Genomic DNA, 18,849 nt, shown 5'->3' with positions numbered 1-18,849 from the left:
GGGCTCCACCGACGCCGCCCGACCCAGCGCAGGAGCTACAACTGATGAGCACCGACACCAGTCAGCAGCAGGACTTCTACGCCGCGCCCGGCGACACCAGCCAGGGCCGCGTCTTCACCGTCACGGGTCAGGACTGGGACTCGATCACGCAGAGCATCGGCGACGCCGCCGAGGAGCGCGTCGTGGTCAACATGGGTCCGCAGCACCCGTCGACCCACGGCGTGCTCCGCCTCATCCTCGAGCTCGAGGGGGAGACGGTCACCGAGGCCCGCTGCGGCATCGGCTACCTCCACACCGGCATCGAGAAGAACATGGAGTACCGCTCCTGGGTGCAGGGCACGACCTTCTGCACCCGGATGGACTACCTCTCCCCGTTCTACAACGAGATGGCCTACGTGCTGGGCGTCGAGCGGCTCCTCGACATCGAGGACGACATCCCGGAGAAGGCGGAGGTGATGCGCGTCCTGCTGATGGAGCTCAACCGCATCTCCTCGCACCTGGTCTGCATCGCCACCGGTGGCATGGAGATCGGCGCGCTGACCGTCATGACGATCGGCTTCCGCGAGCGCGAGCTCGTGCTCGACCTCTTCGAGCTGATCACGGGACTGCGGATGAACCACGCGTTCATCCGTCCCGGCGGTGTCGCCCAGGACCTCCCGCCCGGCGCCCTCGACGAGATCCGCGACTTCATCGTGCTGATGAAGAAGCGCCTCCCCGAGTACGCCGCGCTCTGCAACGCCAACCCGATCTTCAAGGGTCGCCTCGACGGCGTCGGCCACCTCGACCTGGCCGGCTGCCTCGCGCTCGGCATGACCGGCCCGGTGCTCCGCTCGACCGGTTATGCCTGGGACCTGCGCAAGACCCAGCCCTACAGCGGCTACGAGGACTACGACTTCGAGGTCCAGACCTGGGACACCTGCGACTCCTACGGTCGGTTCCGGATCCGGCTCAACGAGATGTGGGAGTCGCTCAAGATCGTCGAGCAGGCCGTCGACCGCCTCGCCGGCCTCGAGGGTGCCCCCGTGATGGTGGGCGACAAGAAGATCGCGTGGCCCAGCCAGCTCTCCATCGGCAGCGACGGCATGGGCAACAGCCTCGACCACATCCGCCACATCATGGGTGAGTCCATGGAGGCGCTGATCCACCACTTCAAGCTGGTCACCGAGGGCTTCCGGGTGCCGGCCGGCCAGGCCTACGTGCCGATCGAGTCGCCGCGCGGCGAGCTGGGCGCCCACGTCGTCTCCGACGGCGGTACGCGCCCCTTCCGGGCGCACTTCCGTGACCCGTCGTTCACGAACCTGCAGGCGACGAGCGTGATGAGCGAGGGCGGCATGGTCGCCGACGTGATCGTCGCGATCGCCTCCATCGACCCCGTGATGGGAGGAGTCGACCGATGAGTCACCCCACGAACGGCCTCGACGAGAAGACCTGGGGCGAGCTGCGCGAGATCGCGGCCCGCTACCCCGAGGCCCGCTCCGGCCTGCTCCCGATGCTGCACCTGGTGCAGTCGGTGGAGGGCCGGGTCACCCCCGAGGGCATCGAGGCGTGCGCCGAGGTCCTCGGCATCAGCGCCGCCGAGGTCAACGGTGTCGCCACCTTCTACACGATGTACAAGCGCAAGCCGGTCGGTGACTACCACGTCGGCGTGTGCACCAACACGCTGTGCGCGGTCATGGGCGGCGACCTGATCTTCGAGCGGCTCAAGGAGCACCTCGACGTCGGCAACGACGAGACCAGCGAGGACGGCAAGATCACCCTCGAGCACATCGAGTGCAACGCGGCCTGCGACTACGCCCCGGTGATGATGGTCAACTGGGAGTTCATGGACAACCAGACCCCCGAGTCGGCCGTCCAGGCGATCGACGACCTGCGCGCCGGCAACCCGGTCCACTCGACGCGCGGTCCGCAGCTGTGCACCTGGCGCGAGGCCGAGCGCGTGCTCGCCGGCTTCCCCGACGACCGCGCCGACGAGGGCCCGACCGCCGGTCCCGCCTCGCTCGCCGGACTCAAGATCGCCCGCGACAACGGCTGGACCGCCGGCACCGCGTCGAGCAAGGGGGAGAACGCATGACCGACACACTGACCCCGGTCCTCACCGACAACTGGGACGCCGAGCGTGCCTGGACCATGGCGGCCTACGAGGAGCGCGGTGGCTATGCCGCCCTCGACAAGGCCTTCGCGATGGGACCGGACGCGGTCATCACCGCCGTCAAGGACTCCGGCCTGCGCGGGCGTGGCGGCGCCGGCTTCCCCACGGGCATGAAGTGGGGCTTCATCCCCCAGGACAACCCCAGGCCCAAGTACCTCGTCGTCAACGCCGACGAGTCGGAGCCGGGCACCTGCAAGGACATCCCGCTCATGATGGCGACCCCGCACACGCTGGTCGAGGGCGTCATCGTCAGCTCCTACGCGATCCGGGCGAACACCGCGTTCATCTACGTCCGCGGCGAGGTCCTCCACGTCGTACGACGCCTGCAGCGCGCGGTCCAGGAGGCCTACCTCGCCGGCCACCTCGGCAAGAACATCCACGGCTCGGGCTACGACCTCGACCTGATCGTCCACGCCGGCGCCGGCGCCTACATCTGCGGCGAGGAGACGGCGCTGCTCGAGGGACTCGAGGGTCGTCGCGGCCAACCCCGCCTGCGCCCGCCGTTCCCGGCCGTCGCGGGCCTCTACGCCAGCCCGACGGTCATCAACAACGTCGAGTCGATCGCCTCGGTCCCCGCCATCCTCACCGAGGGTGCTGCCTGGTTCGCGTCGATGGGCACCGAGAAGTCCCAGGGCCACGGCATCTTCAGCCTGTCGGGGCACATCACCCGCCCCGGCCAGTACGAAGCGCCGCTGGGCATCACCCTGCGTCAGCTGATCGACCTGGCCGGTGGCATGCGTGAGGGTCACGAGCTGAAGTTCTGGACGCCCGGTGGCTCCAGCACCCCGCTGCTGACGCCCGAGCACCTCGACGTGCCCCTCGACTTCGAGTCGGTCGGCGCGGCGGGCTCGATGCTGGGCACCCGTGCCCTGCAGCTCTTCGACGAGACCACCTGCGTGGTCCGGGCGGTGCTGCGCTGGACCGAGTTCTACAAGCACGAGTCCTGCGGCAAGTGCACCCCGTGCCGTGAGGGCACGTGGTGGCTGACCCAGACCCTGGCGCGCCTGGAGAAGGGGCAGGGGACCGAGGAGGACCTCGACCTGCTGCTCGACCAGTGCGACAACATCCTGGGGCGCTCGTTCTGCGCGCTGGGCGACGGTGCGACGAGCCCGATCTCCAGCTCGATCCAGCACTTCCGCGACGAGTACCTCGCGCACCTGACCCACGGCGGCTGCCCGTTCGACCCTGCCGCATCCACCGCCTTCGTACCGGCTGGAGCCGACGCATGACGACCACCCCAGAGAAGACGCAGGTCGACACGGTCACGCTGACCATCGACGGCGTCCAGGTCAGCGTGCCCAAGGACACGCTGGTCATCCGGGCCGCCGAGCAGGTCGGCGTGCAGATCCCGCGGTTCTGCGACCACCCGCTCCTCGAGCCGGTCGGTGCCTGTCGCCAGTGCCTCGTCGACATCCCCGACGCCGGCAACGGCCGCGGCTTCCCCAAGCCGCAGGCCTCCTGCACGCTGCCGGTCGCCGAGGGCATGGTCGTCAACACCCAGGCGACCAGCGAGGTGGCAGACAAGGCCCAGCAGGGCGTGATGGAGTTCCTGCTGATCAACCACCCGCTCGACTGTCCGGTGTGCGACAAGGGCGGCGAGTGCCCCCTGCAGAACCAGGCCATGAGCAATGGTCGCGGCGAGAGCCGCTTCGCCCAGTCCGGCGGCATCAAGCGCACCTTCCCCAAGCCGATCAACATCTCCGCCCAGGTCCTGCTCGACCGGGAGCGCTGCGTGCTGTGCGCGCGCTGCACCCGCTTCTCCGAGCAGATCGCCGGCGACCCGTTCATCGCCCTCGCCGAGCGCGGCGCGCTGCAGCAGGTCGCGATCTACGAGCGCGAGCCCTTTGAGAGCTACTTCTCCGGCAACGCCATCCAGATCTGCCCGGTGGGCGCGCTCACCTCGGCCGACTACCGCTTCCGCTCGCGCCCCTTCGACCTCGTCTCGACGCCCGGCGTGGCTGAGCACGACGCCTGCGGCGCGGCGATCCGTGTCGACCACCGTCGCGGCAAGGTCATGCGCCGCCTCGCGGGCAACGACCCCGAGGTCAACGAGGAGTGGATCAGCGACAAGGACCGCTTCGCCTTCCGCTACGCCCAGGTCGAGGACCGGATCACCTACCCGCAGATCCGCGAGGCCCTGCCTGACGGCGGACGGGGCGAGCTGCGGCCCGCGTCGTGGCCCGAGGCCTTCGCCGTCGCCGCCCGCGGCCTGCGCGCCGCCGGCGCCGGTGCCGTCCTCACCGGTGGTCGCCTCACGGCCGAGGACGCCTACGCCTACGCCAAGTTCGCCCGGGTCGCGCTCGACACCAACGACGTCGACTTCCGGGCCCGTCCGCACAGCGCCGAGGAGGCCAGCTTCCTGGCCGCCCACGTCGCGCTGTCCGGCGACGTGACCTATGCCGACCTCGAGGCCGCACCCGTCGTGGTGCTGCTCGGCCTCGAGCCCGAGGACGAGGCTGCGACGATCTTCCTGCGCCTGCGCAAGGCCGCCAAGCGCGGCCGCACGCAGGTCGTCTCGGTCGCGCCGTTCACCTCGCGGGGCCTGGCCAAGATGAAGGGCCGCCTCGTCGCCACCGCCCCCGGCGCCGAGGTCGACGCCATCGGGTCGCTCAAGGACGCCGAGCACGGCGTCACCAAGGACGCCGTGATCCTCGTGGGGGAGCGGCTGTCCGCCACGCACGGTGCCCTCAGCGCAGCCCTCGAGCTCGCCCGGACCACGGGCGCCCGCCTTGCCTGGGTGCCCCGTCGCGCCGGTGACCGCGGTGCGGTCGAGGCCGGAGCGCTGCCCAACCTGCTGCCCGGCGGTCGCCCGGTCGCCGAAGCCTCCGCACGCGTCGACGTGGCCGCGGCCTGGGGGGTCGACTCGCTCCCCGGCAAGGTCGGACGCGACGGCAACGCGATCATCGCCGCGCTCGCCAAGGGCGACCTCGGTGGGCTCGTGGTCGGCGGCGTCGACCCCGACGACACGAGCGACCCCGCCGCCTTCCGCGCCGCCCTCGACGCGGCCGGCTTCGTGGTCAGCCTGGAGCTGCGCGAGACCGACGTGACCCGTGTCGCCGACGTCGTCCTGCCGGTCGCACCGGTGGCGGACAAGTCCGGCACCTTCGTGACGTGGGACGGACGGGCCCGCGAGTTCCCTGCCGTCTTCACCAACCCCGCATCGCTGCCCGACCTGCGCATCCTGTCCGGCATCGCCGACGAGATGGGCCGCCCGCTCGGCTTCCGCACGGTGAGCGAGGTGCGTGCCGAGATGCAGGCCCTCGGCCCGTGGGACGGTGCCCGGCCGGCACTCGACGCGGGCAAGGCACCGAAGCCGCCCAAGGCACCCAGGTCCAAGGGCACCGTCCTCACGCTTGCCTCCTGGAAGCAGCTCATCGATCTCGGCTCCATGCAGGACGGTGAGGTGCACCTGCGCGCCACCGCCCGCACGCCGGTCGCCCGCCTGAGCCAGGCGGCGTACGAGTCCGTGTTCGGGATGCTCGAGCCTGGGGACGAGGCGCTCGCGACCGTCGCCGGCGACCGCGGCAGCATCACGTTGCCGGTGGTGGTCGCCGACCTTCCCGACGACGTGGTCTGGGTCCCGGCCCGGTCCTTCGGTCGGGGCGTCCTCGCCGAGCTCGCCTCACCCGGCAGCCCGGTCACCGTGATGGGAGCCTCTCGATGAACGGCACCGTGATGAGCATCCTGCCGCTCGCGGCGGACCTGCCCGAGCCCGACCTGGCCGCCTTCGGCCAGGACCCGTGGTGGGTGATCGTGCTCAAGGCCGTCCTCATCTTCTTGATCCTGGTGCTGCTGACGCTCTTCAACATCTGGTTCGAGCGCCGGGTCGTGGCCCGCATGCAGCACCGCGTCGGCCCCAACCGCCACGGCCCGTTCGGGCTGTTGCAGTCGCTGGCCGACGGCGTGAAGCTCGCGCTCAAGGAGGACATCGTCCCCAAGGCGGCCGACAAGGTCGTCTTCGTCCTGGCCCCCGTGATCGCGGTCGTCCCTGCGTTCGTGACCTGGTCGGTCATCCCGCTCGGCCCCGAGGTCAACTTCTTCGGCGTGATGACCCCGCTGCAGCTCACCGACATGCCGGTCGCCGTGCTCTTCATGCTCGCGATCGCATCCATCGGCATCTACGGCATCGTCCTGGGCGGCTGGTCCTCCGGGTCGACGTACTCCCTGCTCGGTGGCCTGCGCTCCAGCGCGCAGATGATCTCCTACGAGGTCGCGATGGGCCTGGCGCTGGTGGCGGTCTTCCTCTACGCCGGGTCGATGTCGACGTCGGAGATCGTCTACGCCCAGGACAAGCTGTGGTTCGGCCTGATCCTGATGCCGTCGTTCGTCATCTACGTCATCTCGATGGTCGGTGAGACCAACCGCGCCCCCTTCGACCTCCCCGAGGCCGAGGGCGAGCTGGTCGGCGGCTTCCACACCGAGTACTCCAGCCTGAAGTTCGCGCTGTTCTTCCTGGCCGAGTACATCAACCTCGCGACCGTCTCGGCCATCGCCACCACGCTGTTCCTGGGCGGCTGGGCCGCTCCGTGGGGCATCGAGAACGTGTGGGAGGGCGCCAACGGCGGCTACTGGCCGCTGCTGTGGTTCTTCGGCAAGATCTTCATCTTCATCTTCCTGTTCGTCTGGCTGCGCGGCTCACTGCCCCGCATGCGCTACGACCAGTTCATGGCGCTGGGCTGGAAGGTCCTGATCCCGGTCTCGCTGGCCTGGATCGTGGCCGTCGCCACCATCCGCGTCATCTCCCTCGAGGGCAACATCAACCGCACCTACCTGGTGGCTGCGATCGCCGTCCTGCTCGTCATGACCGTCGCGCTGATGTTCGTCGGCGAGGGCAAGGACAAGGGCCAGGGCGACGCCGAGGACGTCCGGGCCGACGACGAGCCGCACGACGCGTTCGCCGGCGGGTTCCCCGTCCCGCCGATGCCCGTCGGCGGCGCGGTCCGCGGTGCTGCCGCACCGATGACGTTCGCCACCCGCCGCACCACCGTCACCGCTTCAGCGGAGGAGAACCATGAGTGAGTCCCCGCAGGCTTCGGGCGAGAGCTCCAAGGGCATCAAGGAGTCCCTCTGGGACCCGGTCGCCGGGTTCGGCGTCACCTTCCGGACGATGTTCAAGAAGGTCGTCACCGAGCGGTACCCGGAGGAGAAGCTCCCCACCGCGCCCCGGTTCCACGGCCGGCACCAGCTGAACCGCTGGCCCGACGGGCTCGAGAAGTGCATCGGCTGCGAGCTGTGCGCGTGGGCGTGCCCGGCCGACGCGATCTACGTCGAGGGCGCGTCCAACGCCGACGACCCCGACGGGTCCGGGCGCTTCAGCCCCGGCGAGCGCTACGGCCGCGTCTACCAGATCAACTACCTGCGCTGCATCCTCTGCGGCCTGTGCATCGAGGCGTGCCCGACCCGCGCGCTCACGATGACCAACGAGTACGAGCTGGCCGACAACAACCGCGCCGATCTGATCTACGAGAAGTCCGACCTGCTCGCCCCGCTCCTGCCCGGCATGGAGCAGCCGCCGCACCCCATGCGCCTGGGCGACGACGAAGGTGACTACTACAGGGGTACGAATCGATGAGCCACCCCACGAAGTTCTCGTCCTCCCGCGCTGCGCTCCTCCGCACGACAACTCCGAGGGGACCCCGACCATGACCTTCTGGATCCTCGCCCCGCTGATGGTGCTCAGTGCCCTGGGTATCCTGTTCGTGCGCAAGGCCGTGCACGCGGCCCTGCTGCTGGCTGTCGTGATGATCAGCCTGGCGTTCCTCTACGCCGTGATGGATGCGCCGTTCCTCTTCGCGGTCCAGATCATCGTCTACACCGGCGCCATCCTCATGCTCTTCCTGTTCGTGATGATGCTCATCGGCGTCGATGCCTCCGACTCGGTCGTGGAGACGATCCGTGGCCAGCGGGTCATGGCGATCGTCGTCGGGCTGGCCTTCGGCACCGTCCTGGTGGTCGGGATCAGCCAGGTCGCCTTCGGCACCGTGGTCGGCCTCGACGAGGCCAACGCCGGCGGCAACGTGCCGGCCATCGCCAACATCCTCTTCTCCAAGTACGTCTTCGCCTTCGAGGCCACCAGCGCCCTGCTGATCACGGCCGCGGTGGGCGCGATGGTGCTCGCACACCGCGAGCGGCTCACGCCCAAGCCCACGCAGGCCAGCATGGCCGCGCAGCGGATGCGCGACTACGCCGACCACGGCAAGCACCTCGGCCCGCTGCCCTCGCCCGGTGTGTACGCCCGCCACAACGCGGTCGACACCCCGGCCCTGCTGCCCGACGGCACGGCCGCCGAGTCGTCGGTCTCCCGGGTGCTCGCCGCCCGCGGCACGGTCCGCTCGGCCCCCGCGCTCGCCGACGACATCGACGACGTACGCCGCCAGCTCGGCGGGCTCGACGGCCACAGCGACCCGACCACGATGCCCGGGGCCTCGGGCAGGTCCGGCGCGCCTGCGAACACCGAAGAGGACGTGGACAAGTGACCCAGTACGTCGTCCTCTCCGCGATCCTGTTCACGATCGGCTGCGTCGGTGTCCTCACCCGGCGCAACGCCATCGTGGTGTTCATGTGCGTCGAGCTGATGCTCAACGCCAGCAACCTCGCGTTCGTGGCCTTCGCCAAGCAGCACGGCAACCTCGACGGCCAGATCACCGCCTTCTTCGTGATGGTGGTGGCAGCTGCCGAGGTCGTCATCGGGCTCGCGATCATCATGACCATCTTCCGCACCCGACGCTCGGCCTCGGTCGACGACGCCAGCCTGCTGAAGTACTGAGGGAGCACCCGTGAACCTGTTGTCCCACTCAGTCCTGCTTGCCGCAGAAGGCACCGAGATACCCGTGGTCGCGCCCGACACCGGGGCCGGAGGTGTGTTCGACCTGCTGTGGCTCGTCATCGCGCTGCCGCTGCTCGGTGCGGTCCTGCTGCTCGGCGTCGCGCCGTTCCTCCCGGCGTCCCTCAGGGCGACCGTCGACAAGCACGGCCACCTCCTCGGCACTGCGACCGCGGTCGCCTCCTTCGTGCTCAGCCTCGTGCTGTTCCTCTCGCTGCTGGGCCGCGACGCCGAGTCGCGGCAGGTCGGCCAGGAGCTGTGGACCTGGTTCGAGACCGGCTCGCTCAGCGTCGGCATGGACCTGCTCTACGACCAGCTGGCCGCGCTGTTCCTGCTGCTGATCACCGGGGTCGGCTCGCTGATCCACGTCTACGCCATCGGCTACATGGAGCACGACCCGCGCCGCCGCCGGTTCTTCGGCTACCTCAACCTCTTCGTCGCCGCGATGCTCACGCTGATCCTCTCGGCGGACTTCGTGGGGCTCTTCCTGGGCTGGGAGGGCGTCGGCCTGGCGTCCTACCTGCTCATCGGGTTCTGGCAGCACAAGCCCTCCGCGGCTGCGGCCGCCAAGAAGGCGTTCGTCATCAACCGCGTCGGTGACATCGGCCTGTCACTGGCGATCGCGCTGATGTTCGCCACCTTCGGCACCACCGACTTCGGCGCTGTGAGCGAGCTGACCGGCGAGGCCGACCAGGGCACCCTCAACGCCCTCGGGCTCCTGCTGCTGCTCGGTGCGTGCGGCAAGTCCGCCCAGGTGCCGCTGCAGGCGTGGCTGCTCGACGCGATGGAGGGCCCGACCCCGGTGTCGGCCCTGATCCACGCGGCGACCATGGTCACGGCCGGCGTCTACCTCGTGGTCCGCTCCAACTTCGTCTTCGAGCTCGCCCCGGTCGCGCAGACCGCGGTCGTGGTCGTGGCCACGGTCACGCTCCTGTGGGGTGCGGTCCTCGGCTGCGCCAAGGACGACATCAAGAAGGCGCTGGCCGGATCGACGATGAGCCAGATCGGCTACATGATGCTTGCCGCCGGACTCGGCCCCGTGGGCTACCCGTTCGCGATCTTCCACCTGCTCACGCACGGCTTCTTCAAGGCCAACATGTTCCTCGGCGCCGGCTCGGTCATGCACGGCATGGACGACGACGTGAACATGCGTCACTACGGCGCCCTCAACAAGGCGATGCCGGTCACCTTCCTGACCTTTGCGATGGGTTACCTCGCGATCATCGGGTTCCCCGGCTTCTCCGGGTTCTGGTCGAAGGACAAGATCATCGAGTCGGCGCTGGCGGACAACCTGCTGGTCGGCCTGCTCGCCATGCTGGGCGCCGGTGTCACCGGCTTCTACATGACGCGGCTGATGCTCATGACCTTCTTCGGTGAGAAGCGCTGGGCGAAGGACGTGCACCCGCACGAGTCGCCGAAGGTGATGACCGTCCCGCTGATGGTGCTCGCCGCGCTGTCGGTGCTGGGTGGCGTGCTCCTCGCGGGCGACTGGATCGTCACCTGGCTCGAGCCGGTGACCGGTCACGCCGAGCACCACGAGCCGCCGCTGCCGGCGATCGTCATCACCCTGCTCATCACCCTCGTCGTCGCCATCGGCGTCGCGGCGGCCTGGTTCCTCGTCGGCAGGCGCGACATCCCGCGCGAGGCCCCGCAGGACGTGTCGTTCGCGACGCGCGCCGCGCGGGCCGACCTCTACGGCGACGCGATCAACGACGCGGTCGTGGTGCGCCCCGGCGCCTCGCTGGTGGGTGGCCTGACCACGCTCGACAGGGTCGGTGTCGACGGTGCCGTCGAGGGCGGCTCGGCTGCGGTCGGTGGCCTGTCCACCACGCTGCGCCGCGTCCAGAACGGGTTTGTCCGCTCCTACGCCCTGTCCCTCTTCGCCGGCGCCCTGCTGCTGGTCCTGGTCCTTCTGGCGGTGAACCTCGGATGATCCTGACAATCCTGATCCTGCTGCCGCTGGTCGGCGCGGTCGTCACGGCCTTCGTGCCCGGCGCGCTCGCTCGTGTCGTCGGCCTCGGCTTCGCCGGGGCGACGCTGGTCGCCGGCATCGTCGCTGCGACCCAGTACGACGTGGGCGGAGGCATGCAGCTCACCGAGACCCACGTGTGGATCGAGGCCATGGGCGTGCACTACGCGCTCGGCGTCGACGGACTCGGCCTGCTGATGGTCCTGCTGACCGTCGTCCTCGTGCCCATCGTCCTGCTGGCCGGGTGGCGCGAGTCCGAGGCCGAGGGCAACGGTGGCGCCAAGGCGTTCTTCGCCTGGACCCTCGCGCTCGAGGCGATGTCCCTGGCGGTCTTCACCGCGACCGACGTGCTCCTCTTCTACGTCGTCTTCGAGGCGACGCTGATCCCGGCGTACTTCCTCATCGGTGGCTTCGGCCGCGAGGGCCGCGGCCGCGCCGCGACGAAGTTCCTCATCTACCAGCTCGCCGGCGGCCTGATCATGCTCGCCTCGGTGATCGGCCTCTACGTCGTCTCGTCCAACCAGGGCAACCCGAGCTTCCTGCTCACCGACCTGGCCGCGATCGACATCGACCCGATCACCCAGCGCTGGCTCTTCGTCGGCTTCTTCATCGCCTTCGCGATCAAGGCGCCGATGTTCCCGGTCCACACCTGGCTGGCCGACACCACCGAGAAGGCGACCCCCGGCACCTCGGTGCTGCTGGTCTGCATCCTCGACAAGATCGGCACCTTCGGCATGCTGCGGTTCTGCCTCGGGCTCCTGCCCGACGCCTCGCAGTGGGCGACCCCGGTCGTGGTGGTGCTCGCGCTCATCTCGATCATCTACGGCGCGCTGGTCGCGATCGGCCAGGACGACGTCCTGCGCCTGATCGGTCTCACGTCGCTCTCGCACTTCGGCTTCATCGTGCTGGGCATCTTCGTGTTCAGCCCGACCGGCGGCACGGGCGCGATCCTCTACATGGTCAACCACGGCATCGCCACGGCCCTGATGTTCCTGGTGGCCGGGTTCCTGATCCAGCGCACCGGCACGGCGTCGATCCGCGAGATGGGCGGCGTCGAGAAGACCGCCCCTGTGCTCGCCGGGTTCTTCCTGGTCGCTGGCCTCGCCGCCTGCGGCCTGCCGGGCCTGTCGCCGTTCGTCTCCGAGCTGATGGTCATCGTGGCCGCCTTCGACCACCACTGGCTGGTCGGCTCGGTCGCGGTGCTCGCCATCGTCCTGGCGGCGTTCTACGCCCTCTGGATGTACCAGCGCACCATGACCGGCCCCGGCCGCGAGGGGGCGGCCCCGGTGGCCGACCTCGACCGGCGTGAGGTCGGCATCCTCGCGCCGCTGCTGCTCGCACTCGTGCTGTTCGGGTTCTACCCGATGCCCCTGCTCGACGTCATCAATCCCGTCGTCCACGACACCCTCACGGGAGTGGGCATCGGCCAGGAGGGGGGTCCCCAGTGACCGAGTTCGTCAAGCCCAGCATCGACTACTTCGAGCTCTGGCCTCTCCTGGTCGTCTTCGGTGTGGCCTGCCTCGGTGTGGTCGTCGAGGCCTTCGCGCCGCGGCGCCTGCGCTACGTCGCCCAGGTGGGGCTCGCCCTCACGGGCCTCGTGGTCGCGCTCGTCGGCGTGGTCCTGGTCGCACGGGACGTCACGACGTACGAGGACGGTGCCGCGCGCGGCATCCTCGCGGTCGGCGGCACGATCGCCGTCGACGGTCCGAGCCTGTTCATCTGGGGGCTCGTGCTCGCCCTGGCCATCGGCGGCGTGCTGCTCTTCGCGGAGCGCCACCTCGACGGCGGCGTCTCGGCCTTCGCCGGCCAGGCGGCGGCAGTCCCCGGCACCGACGCGGAGACGGCGGCCCTCGTGGCCAACCGCGAGCACACCGAGGTCTACCCGCTGATGATGTTCGCGGTCTTCGGGATGATGTTGTTCCCGGCCGCCAACGACCTGCTGACCATGTTCGTCGGCCTCGAGGTCCTCTCCCTGCCGCTCTACCTCTTGAGCGGGCTGGCGCGTCGTCGCCGCCTGCTGAGCCAGGAGGCCGCACTCAAGTACTTCCTGCTCGGCGCCTTCTCCTCCGGCTTCTTCCTCTACGGCGCGGCCCTGCTCTACGGCTACGCCGGCTCGCTGGACTTCGCCGCCATCAACGAGGCGGTGCGCAACGACGTCGGCAGCCCCGCCCTGCTGCTCATCGGCACCGGCCTGCTGTCCGTTGGGCTGCTGTTCAAGGTCGGCGCCGTGCCCTTCCAGGCGTGGACCCCCGACGTCTACCAGGGTGCCCCGACCCCGGTCACCGCCTTCATGGCGGCCGGCACCAAGGTCGCCGCCTTCGGGGCGATCATGCGCCTGTTCTACGTCGCCCTCGGCGCGGACCGCTGGTCGTGGCAGCCGATGCTCTGGATCGTCGCGATCCTGTCGATGTTCGTCGGCGCGGCGCTCGCGATCACCCAGAGCGACATCAAGCGGCTGCTGGCCTACTCCTCCGTGGCGCACACGGGGTTCATCCTCACCGGCGTCCTCGGCCTCCAGGCCTCCGACCAGCTGGCCATCGGCGAGATCACCTCGCTCCAGGCCGTGCTGTTCTACCTCACGACGTACGGCTTCGCGACGATCGGCGCGTTCGCCGTGGTCAGCCTGGTCCGCGACGCCGGTGGCGAGACCACCGCGATCGACCGGTGGGCCGGCCTGGGCAAGGAGTCGCCCGTCGTGGCGGCGGTCTTCGCCTTCTTCCTGCTGGCGATGGCGGGCATCCCCCTCACGTCCGGGTTCGTGGGCAAGCTCGCGGTCTTCTCGGTGGCGCTCGCCGCCGGGGCCTGGCCGGTGGTGGTGGCCGCCGTGATCGCCAGCATCATCGCCGCGTTCCTCTACATCCGGGTCATCAAGGTCATGTACTTCGACGAGCCCGTCGGTGACGGGCCGAGCGTGGCCTACCCGTCGGTGCTGACCGCCACGACGATCGCCGTCGGTGCGGCCGTGACCCTCGTGCTCGGCATCGTGCCGGGCCCGGTGCTCGACCTGGCGGCGGTTGCGGGAGAATTCATCAGGTGACCGACTCGCCCCTCGCCCTGCCTGTCGTCGACCCCGCACTGGAGCTGCGTCTGGTCGAGCGGTTGGCGCGCATCGAGGAGCTGCTCGCCGGGCACTGCCAGGGCCGTACGCCCTACGTCACCCGCGCCGCGACGCACCTCATGATGGCCGGCGGCAAGCGGTTCCGGCCGCTGCTGGTGCTGCTGGCCGCCGAGACCGGTCCGCACCCGGAGTCCGACGAGGTGCTCACCGCGGCCTGTGTCGTCGAGCTGACGCACGTCGCGTCGCTCTACCACGACGACGTGATGGACGAGGCCGCCCTGCGTCGCGGGGCCGACACGGCCAACGCCCGCTGGGACAACCACGTCGCCATCCTCACCGGCGACTTCCTCTTCGGCCGGTCGTCGGAGCTCACCGCGGACCTCGGCCCCGACGCCGTACGGATCCAGGCCCAGACGTTCACCCGCCTCGTCGAGGGCCAGATCCTCGAGACGGTGAAGCCGGAGCCGGGGGAGGACCCGCTCGCCCACTACCTCGAGGTCGTGGCCGGCAAGACCGGCTCCCTGATCGCGACGTCGGCGCGCTACGGCGGCATGTTCGGTGGCGCCCGCCCCGAGGTCGTCGAGGCACTGCGCGCCTACGGCGAGATCGTCGGCTCGTCCTTCCAGCTCTCCGACGACATCCTCGACATCGCCTCCGAGTCCGACACCTCGGGCAAGACGCCCGGCACCGACCTGCGCGAGGGCGTGCCGACCCTCCCGGTCCTCATGGCCCAGGCCTCCACCGACCCCGCCGACGCCCGGCTCCTCGAGCTGCTGGGGCGCCCGCTGACCGACGACGCCGAGCACGCCGAAGCACTGGCGCTCCTGCGCGCTCACCCCGCGATGGACCAGGCCCGCGACTACGTCCTCGGGCAGGCCACGCAGGCCAAGAAGCTGCTCGAGGCGCTCGACCCGGGCCCGGTCCGCACGGCCCTGGAGTCCTTCGCCGACATCGTGGCGTCACGCACGTCCTGACTCATCGCTGATGGCCGGCAGGGTGCGCCACGTGCCGACCACGGCCGCCGTGGCAGGAGTCGTGGTGGTGGTTGCCCCGCCGGAGCCGGTCCTCGAGATGGACTGCGACCATCCTTCATCGACCTCCCTGGGAGTTCCGACAGTTCGTCAGCCGGCCCGCTTCACCACGTCGGGCGGGCGGCACCGCTTCGTGGTCCAGTCTCTGCCTGCCGGCTCGATCCTCGGGGAGATCGAGGACACGGAGGTGGAGCTGAGTGACCCCGACGCGCCTACCGTGGCCTTGTTCCGCGTCACGACGTCGATCCGGCAGTCAGGGTCGTCGACATCGACGCAGGGACCTACAGCGGGCTCAACACCAACCGCGGCCGCATCGAGGTCGGTGTATGCCCTGACGGCACCATCGCCGACGTCGAGCCGGGCGCACCAGACCAGGCGGGAGCTTGGTTGAGCCATGCCCGTGAGCCCACGCAGGAGCGTTCGCTCCGGCGGCCTCGCGATCGAGAAGGAGTGGTTCCTGGCGTGCCTGTGACCCCGCCATCCGTGGGTGGCGGGGTGTGGGGCGGGGTCATGGTCGGCGGGGTCGCGGAACGTCGAGTGCATCTGGTGGGTCAAGTGCGGTGCTGCCGTCTCGGTCGCGTCGGAAGCGGTGGCTGTGGGGGCTGGTCCAGACGAAGGTCCCGGGTGCGGTCATCTCGTAGCGCCAGGCCGTGTGCGTCTTCAACCGATGGTGGAAGCGACACAATGCAGCCAGATTCTGGGTGCTCGTCGGCCCGGGTTGCGGCCGGTGTTCGGTGTCAGCTTGATGGTCGTAAGCGTCGATGTGGTCGATGTCGCAGCCCCGTGCGGGTCGGGTGCACCACGGGAACACACAGGTGCCGTCGCGGAGAATCACGTGCTCGCGGATCCGGTCAGGGATCGCGTAGCCGGGTGCGGAGAGTTCTCTGGTGAGGTCGATGACGGGCTTGACGGTGATCTTGGTCCGCGAGTCGCCGCACCAACTCTTGAGCTGGTCGAGGAGCGCGAGGCGCTGACCGTTCTCGAGCCGACCGGTCAGCCCGAACATGGTCTGTCCGTCCGGCATGAACTCGGCGTCGAAGTGGGCGTGGACGACGACCTCCCGCGCGACGGGTAGGCCGTCAGAATCCTTGGATCCGGTCTTGCCCTGGGAGAACAGGTCGAGCGCGGTCTGGGTGCGGGCGAGGTCCCCGAGGGCCTTCGCCCGTCGGGCATCCAAGGACAGGTCGGAGCCGAGGGCCTTCTGGACCGCAGCTCCGTGGGTGAGGGCGCGGTCGAGGTCGAGTCCGTCGGCCAGGTCGATGTCTGCTTCGAGGTGGAGGGTGCCGGCGTAGTGGACGTCGTCGGTGTCGATGGTGGCGTGGCGGGGGTCGACGTGCTGCCACCCGTCCTCGGGGTCCGCGGCCGGGTCGGGTGTGGCGAGGTCGAAGCGTTTGAGGGTTTCGGCGAGGAGGCGGTCGAGCTGGGCGGGGCCGATCTTGCCGGTGACGGCGGCGACCTGCGTGTCGATCCACCCGGCCGCTTCGGGGGTGAGGGCGGGAGAGCAGTGGATGGTGGTCTCAGCGACCAGGCGTGCTCGCCACGCGGGGACGGCACCGGTGTGGACCTGTGACCAGAGTCGGGGGAGGCGGTGGCGGAGCTCGAGGGCGTGGCCGATGAGCTTCTTCGCCGCGGTGGTGGTGATCCCGAGGACGGTGCCGAGCTCGGCGATGCAGAACTCCGCGACGAGCGGGCAGCCGGGGCCGGCGATGGGTTCCTCGTGCTCACGACCGAGGCCGCCGGTGGTGGTGAAGGACGCGGCACCGTGGAGGGACTCCGGTGGGTGCAGGTCGGCCCAGGCGGCGGCGAGGGCGAGGACGTCGGCAGCGGCCTGATCCTCGGCCGCCTTGCGGGAGCGGATCGAGGTGAGGATCCCGGAGGCGTCCAGGTCCTCGACCAGCGGGCTGCTGGTCGAGGAGCGGAGGTCCGAGGTGGTGGTCATGGGTACCAGTCAAGCAGGACCCACCGACACTGAGGCCTGCGGGAAGACTGGTGTGGATAAGTGTTTCCGAACAGGTGATCCCCGGAGACATCACACTTGGTTCCTTGGTTTCGACACGGTCGCTGCGCGACCTGCTCAACCAGCGGCGGCATCGCTGCGCGACCTGCTCAACGGGCGGAGGCTGGGCTGCGCGACCTGCTCAACCAGCGGAAGGCCGGACTGCGCGACCTGCTCAACCAGCGGAGGGTCGCTGGGCGACCTGCTCAACCAGCGCTGGTGGGGACCTTGGTTTCGACACGGTCGCTGCGCGACCTGCTCAACCAGCGGCGGCATCGCTGCGCGACCTGCTCAACCAGCGGCGGGTCGCTGGGCGACCTGCTCAACCGGCGGCTTGGCTGGCTGCGCGACCTGCTCAACCGGCGGCGGCGTGGCCGCGCGACCCCGCCGCGATCAGACCGCGCTGGCGTGCGCGATCAGCTGCAGCTGCCGGCGCCGGTGGTTGAGCGCCTCGACGGTGAAGATCGCGAGCGCCACCCAGACCAGGCCGAAGCCGATCCAGCGGCTGGCAGGCATGTCCTCGTGGAAGACCAGGATGCCGAGGGCGAACTGGATGGTGGGCGCGAGGTACTGCAGCAGTCCCAGGGAGACCATCGACACCCGGATCGCGGCCGCCCCGAACAACATCAGCGGGATCGCGGTGATGATCCCGGTGGTGGTGAAGAGCAGCGCGTGCCCGATCCCGTGGGAGGCGAAGTTGGACTGGCTCGTCGCCATGAGCCACAGGATGTACGCCGCCGCGACCGGCGCCAGGACGAGGGTCTCGAAGGTGATGCTCTCCACTGCGCCCACGTTTGCCTGCTTCTTCAGCAGCCCGTAGGTGCCGAAGGAGAAGGCGAGGACGAGCGCCACCCACGGCGGACGGCCGTAGTCGATCGTCAGCACCACCACCGCGACGAAGGCGATGCCCATCGCCACCCACTGGAGCTGCCGCAGCCGCTCGCCGAGGACCAGCACCCCCATCAGCACCGTGACCAGGGGGTTGATGAAGTAGCCGAGCGAGGTCTCGACGACGCGGCCGTTGGTGACGCCCCAGATGTAGCCGCCCCAGTTGATCGTGATGACGACCGCGGCGCCGGCGAGGAGGAGGGTGGTGCGCCGGTCGCGCAGGACGGCCCTCAGCTGGGGGCCGCGGTGCCACAGGACGAGGATCACGACCATGGTCACCAGCGACCAGACGATGCGGTGGGCGAGGATCTCGACGGCTCCGCCCGGCTCGAGCAGTGTCCAGTAGAGCGGGAACGTGCCCCACAGGATGTAGGCCGTGGCCCCCAGGATCAGTCCGCGGCGGCTATCTGGCACTCCGGAAGTGTAGGGGCGCCCCTTCACCTACGATGGGGGCGTCCCGGGCGTGGGTCCCGTGACCAGTCAGCTGATCATCGTTCTCGAGGGGGAATCACCATGCGGATGTTCCGCACCGTCCTGGCAGCCATCGTTGCTGCCCTGCTCGTATCCGGAGCGCTCAGCGTCAGCGCGAGCGCCGGCGCCCTGCCCGAGCGCATCATCGAGGAGAACCCCCCGGGGGACAACCAGGTCTCCTACAACGCCTTCAAGCTCAAGGGCACCGTGAGCGAGCCGCAGGTCGACGGCACGCTGCTGCCCTACGCCAACCAGAAGGTGAAGATCCTCAAGAAGAAGTGCGGCTCCTGCAAGTGGAAGACCGTCAAGAAGGTCAAGACCAACGACAGCGGCGTCTTCAAGACCCGCATCTACGCGCCCGAGCGCGGCCGGTGGAAGTGGCGCTCCAAGGTCGACCACTCCAACGGCTTCAGCAACACCAAGGGCAAGGTCTGGACGCTCTACTTCCGCTGACCCGTCCGTCC

15 protein-coding genes are annotated in these 18,849 nt (G+C 69.7%); 13 read left to right on the top strand and 2 right to left on the bottom strand.

The window, feature by feature from the left end:
* The first annotated feature begins 44 nt into the window (after positions 1–44).
* The 12 genes from BM127_RS11405 (at position 45) to BM127_RS11350 (ending at position 14,973) form a co-directional block, all read left to right on the top strand.
* Positions 45–1,397: an NADH-quinone oxidoreductase subunit D gene (locus BM127_RS11405; RefSeq protein WP_091198686.1), complete on the top strand. Its 1,353-nt coding sequence runs from the start codon at positions 45–47 to the stop codon at positions 1,395–1,397.
* Complete coding sequence (nuoE, locus tag BM127_RS11400) at positions 1,394–2,071, top strand: NADH-quinone oxidoreductase subunit NuoE (RefSeq protein ID WP_091198684.1); 678 nt, start codon at positions 1,394–1,396, stop codon at positions 2,069–2,071. Before BM127_RS11405 ends, nuoE begins: the two co-directional genes overlap by 4 nt.
* A complete protein-coding gene (nuoF, locus tag BM127_RS11395; RefSeq protein ID WP_091198682.1) occupies positions 2,068–3,378 on the top strand; it encodes an NADH-quinone oxidoreductase subunit NuoF in 1,311 nt (436 codons plus the stop codon). Before nuoE ends, nuoF begins: the two co-directional genes overlap by 4 nt.
* A complete protein-coding gene (locus BM127_RS11390) occupies positions 3,375–5,813 on the top strand; it encodes an NADH-quinone oxidoreductase subunit G (RefSeq protein ID WP_091198680.1) in 2,439 nt (812 codons plus the stop codon). Before nuoF ends, BM127_RS11390 begins: the two co-directional genes overlap by 4 nt.
* A gap of 11 nt (positions 5,814–5,824) precedes the next feature.
* Positions 5,825–7,168, top strand: coding sequence for an NADH-quinone oxidoreductase subunit NuoH (gene nuoH / locus BM127_RS11385; protein WP_372476593.1), 1,344 nt, complete (start codon positions 5,825–5,827; stop codon positions 7,166–7,168).
* Positions 7,161–7,721: an NADH-quinone oxidoreductase subunit NuoI gene (gene nuoI / locus BM127_RS11380; RefSeq protein ID WP_091198676.1), complete on the top strand. Its 561-nt coding sequence runs from the start codon at positions 7,161–7,163 to the stop codon at positions 7,719–7,721. Before nuoH ends, nuoI begins: the two co-directional genes overlap by 8 nt.
* Before the next feature lie 70 nt (positions 7,722–7,791).
* Positions 7,792–8,625, top strand: coding sequence for an NADH-quinone oxidoreductase subunit J (locus BM127_RS11375; protein WP_091198674.1), 834 nt, complete (start codon positions 7,792–7,794; stop codon positions 8,623–8,625).
* A complete protein-coding gene (gene nuoK / locus BM127_RS11370; RefSeq protein ID WP_091198673.1) occupies positions 8,622–8,915 on the top strand; it encodes an NADH-quinone oxidoreductase subunit NuoK in 294 nt (97 codons plus the stop codon). The genes BM127_RS11375 and nuoK overlap by 4 nt, the downstream gene beginning before the upstream one ends.
* Positions 8,916–9,009: 94 nt before the next feature.
* Positions 9,010–10,905 (top strand): NADH-quinone oxidoreductase subunit L, encoded by a 1,896-nt coding sequence (nuoL, locus tag BM127_RS11365; RefSeq protein WP_175507383.1) that lies wholly within the window; start codon positions 9,010–9,012, stop codon positions 10,903–10,905.
* Complete coding sequence (locus BM127_RS11360) at positions 10,902–12,389, top strand: NADH-quinone oxidoreductase subunit M (RefSeq protein ID WP_091198671.1); 1,488 nt, start codon at positions 10,902–10,904, stop codon at positions 12,387–12,389. Before nuoL ends, BM127_RS11360 begins: the two co-directional genes overlap by 4 nt.
* Positions 12,386–13,978 (top strand): NADH-quinone oxidoreductase subunit NuoN, encoded by a 1,593-nt coding sequence (gene nuoN / locus BM127_RS11355; RefSeq protein WP_091198669.1) that lies wholly within the window; start codon positions 12,386–12,388, stop codon positions 13,976–13,978. The genes BM127_RS11360 and nuoN overlap by 4 nt, the downstream gene beginning before the upstream one ends.
* Complete coding sequence (locus BM127_RS11350; RefSeq protein ID WP_091198667.1) at positions 13,975–14,973, top strand: polyprenyl synthetase family protein; 999 nt, start codon at positions 13,975–13,977, stop codon at positions 14,971–14,973. The genes nuoN and BM127_RS11350 overlap by 4 nt, the downstream gene beginning before the upstream one ends.
* Before the next feature lie 565 nt (positions 14,974–15,538).
* On the opposite strand, the gene BM127_RS11340 is transcribed toward BM127_RS11350, so the two are convergent.
* Positions 15,539–16,969, bottom strand: a complete 1,431-nt coding sequence (locus BM127_RS11340) for an HNH endonuclease signature motif containing protein (RefSeq protein WP_091198664.1) — start codon at positions 16,967–16,969, stop codon at positions 15,539–15,541.
* Between the two features lie 450 nt (positions 16,970–17,419).
* Entirely contained in the window at positions 17,420–18,328 is a 909-nt protein-coding gene (gene rarD, locus BM127_RS11335) for an EamA family transporter RarD (RefSeq protein ID WP_091198662.1), read from the bottom strand.
* Between the two features lie 99 nt (positions 18,329–18,427).
* On the opposite strand from rarD, the gene BM127_RS11330 reads away from it, so the two are divergent.
* Complete coding sequence (locus tag BM127_RS11330; protein ID WP_091198660.1) at positions 18,428–18,838, top strand: hypothetical protein; 411 nt, start codon at positions 18,428–18,430, stop codon at positions 18,836–18,838.
* Positions 18,839–18,849 lie beyond the last annotated feature (11 nt).

It is taken from the genome of Nocardioides alpinus (assembly GCF_900112035.1).
GTDB lineage: Bacteria > Actinomycetota > Actinomycetes > Propionibacteriales > Nocardioidaceae > Nocardioides > Nocardioides alpinus.
This window is presented reverse-complemented; position numbering and strand designations above follow the sequence as displayed.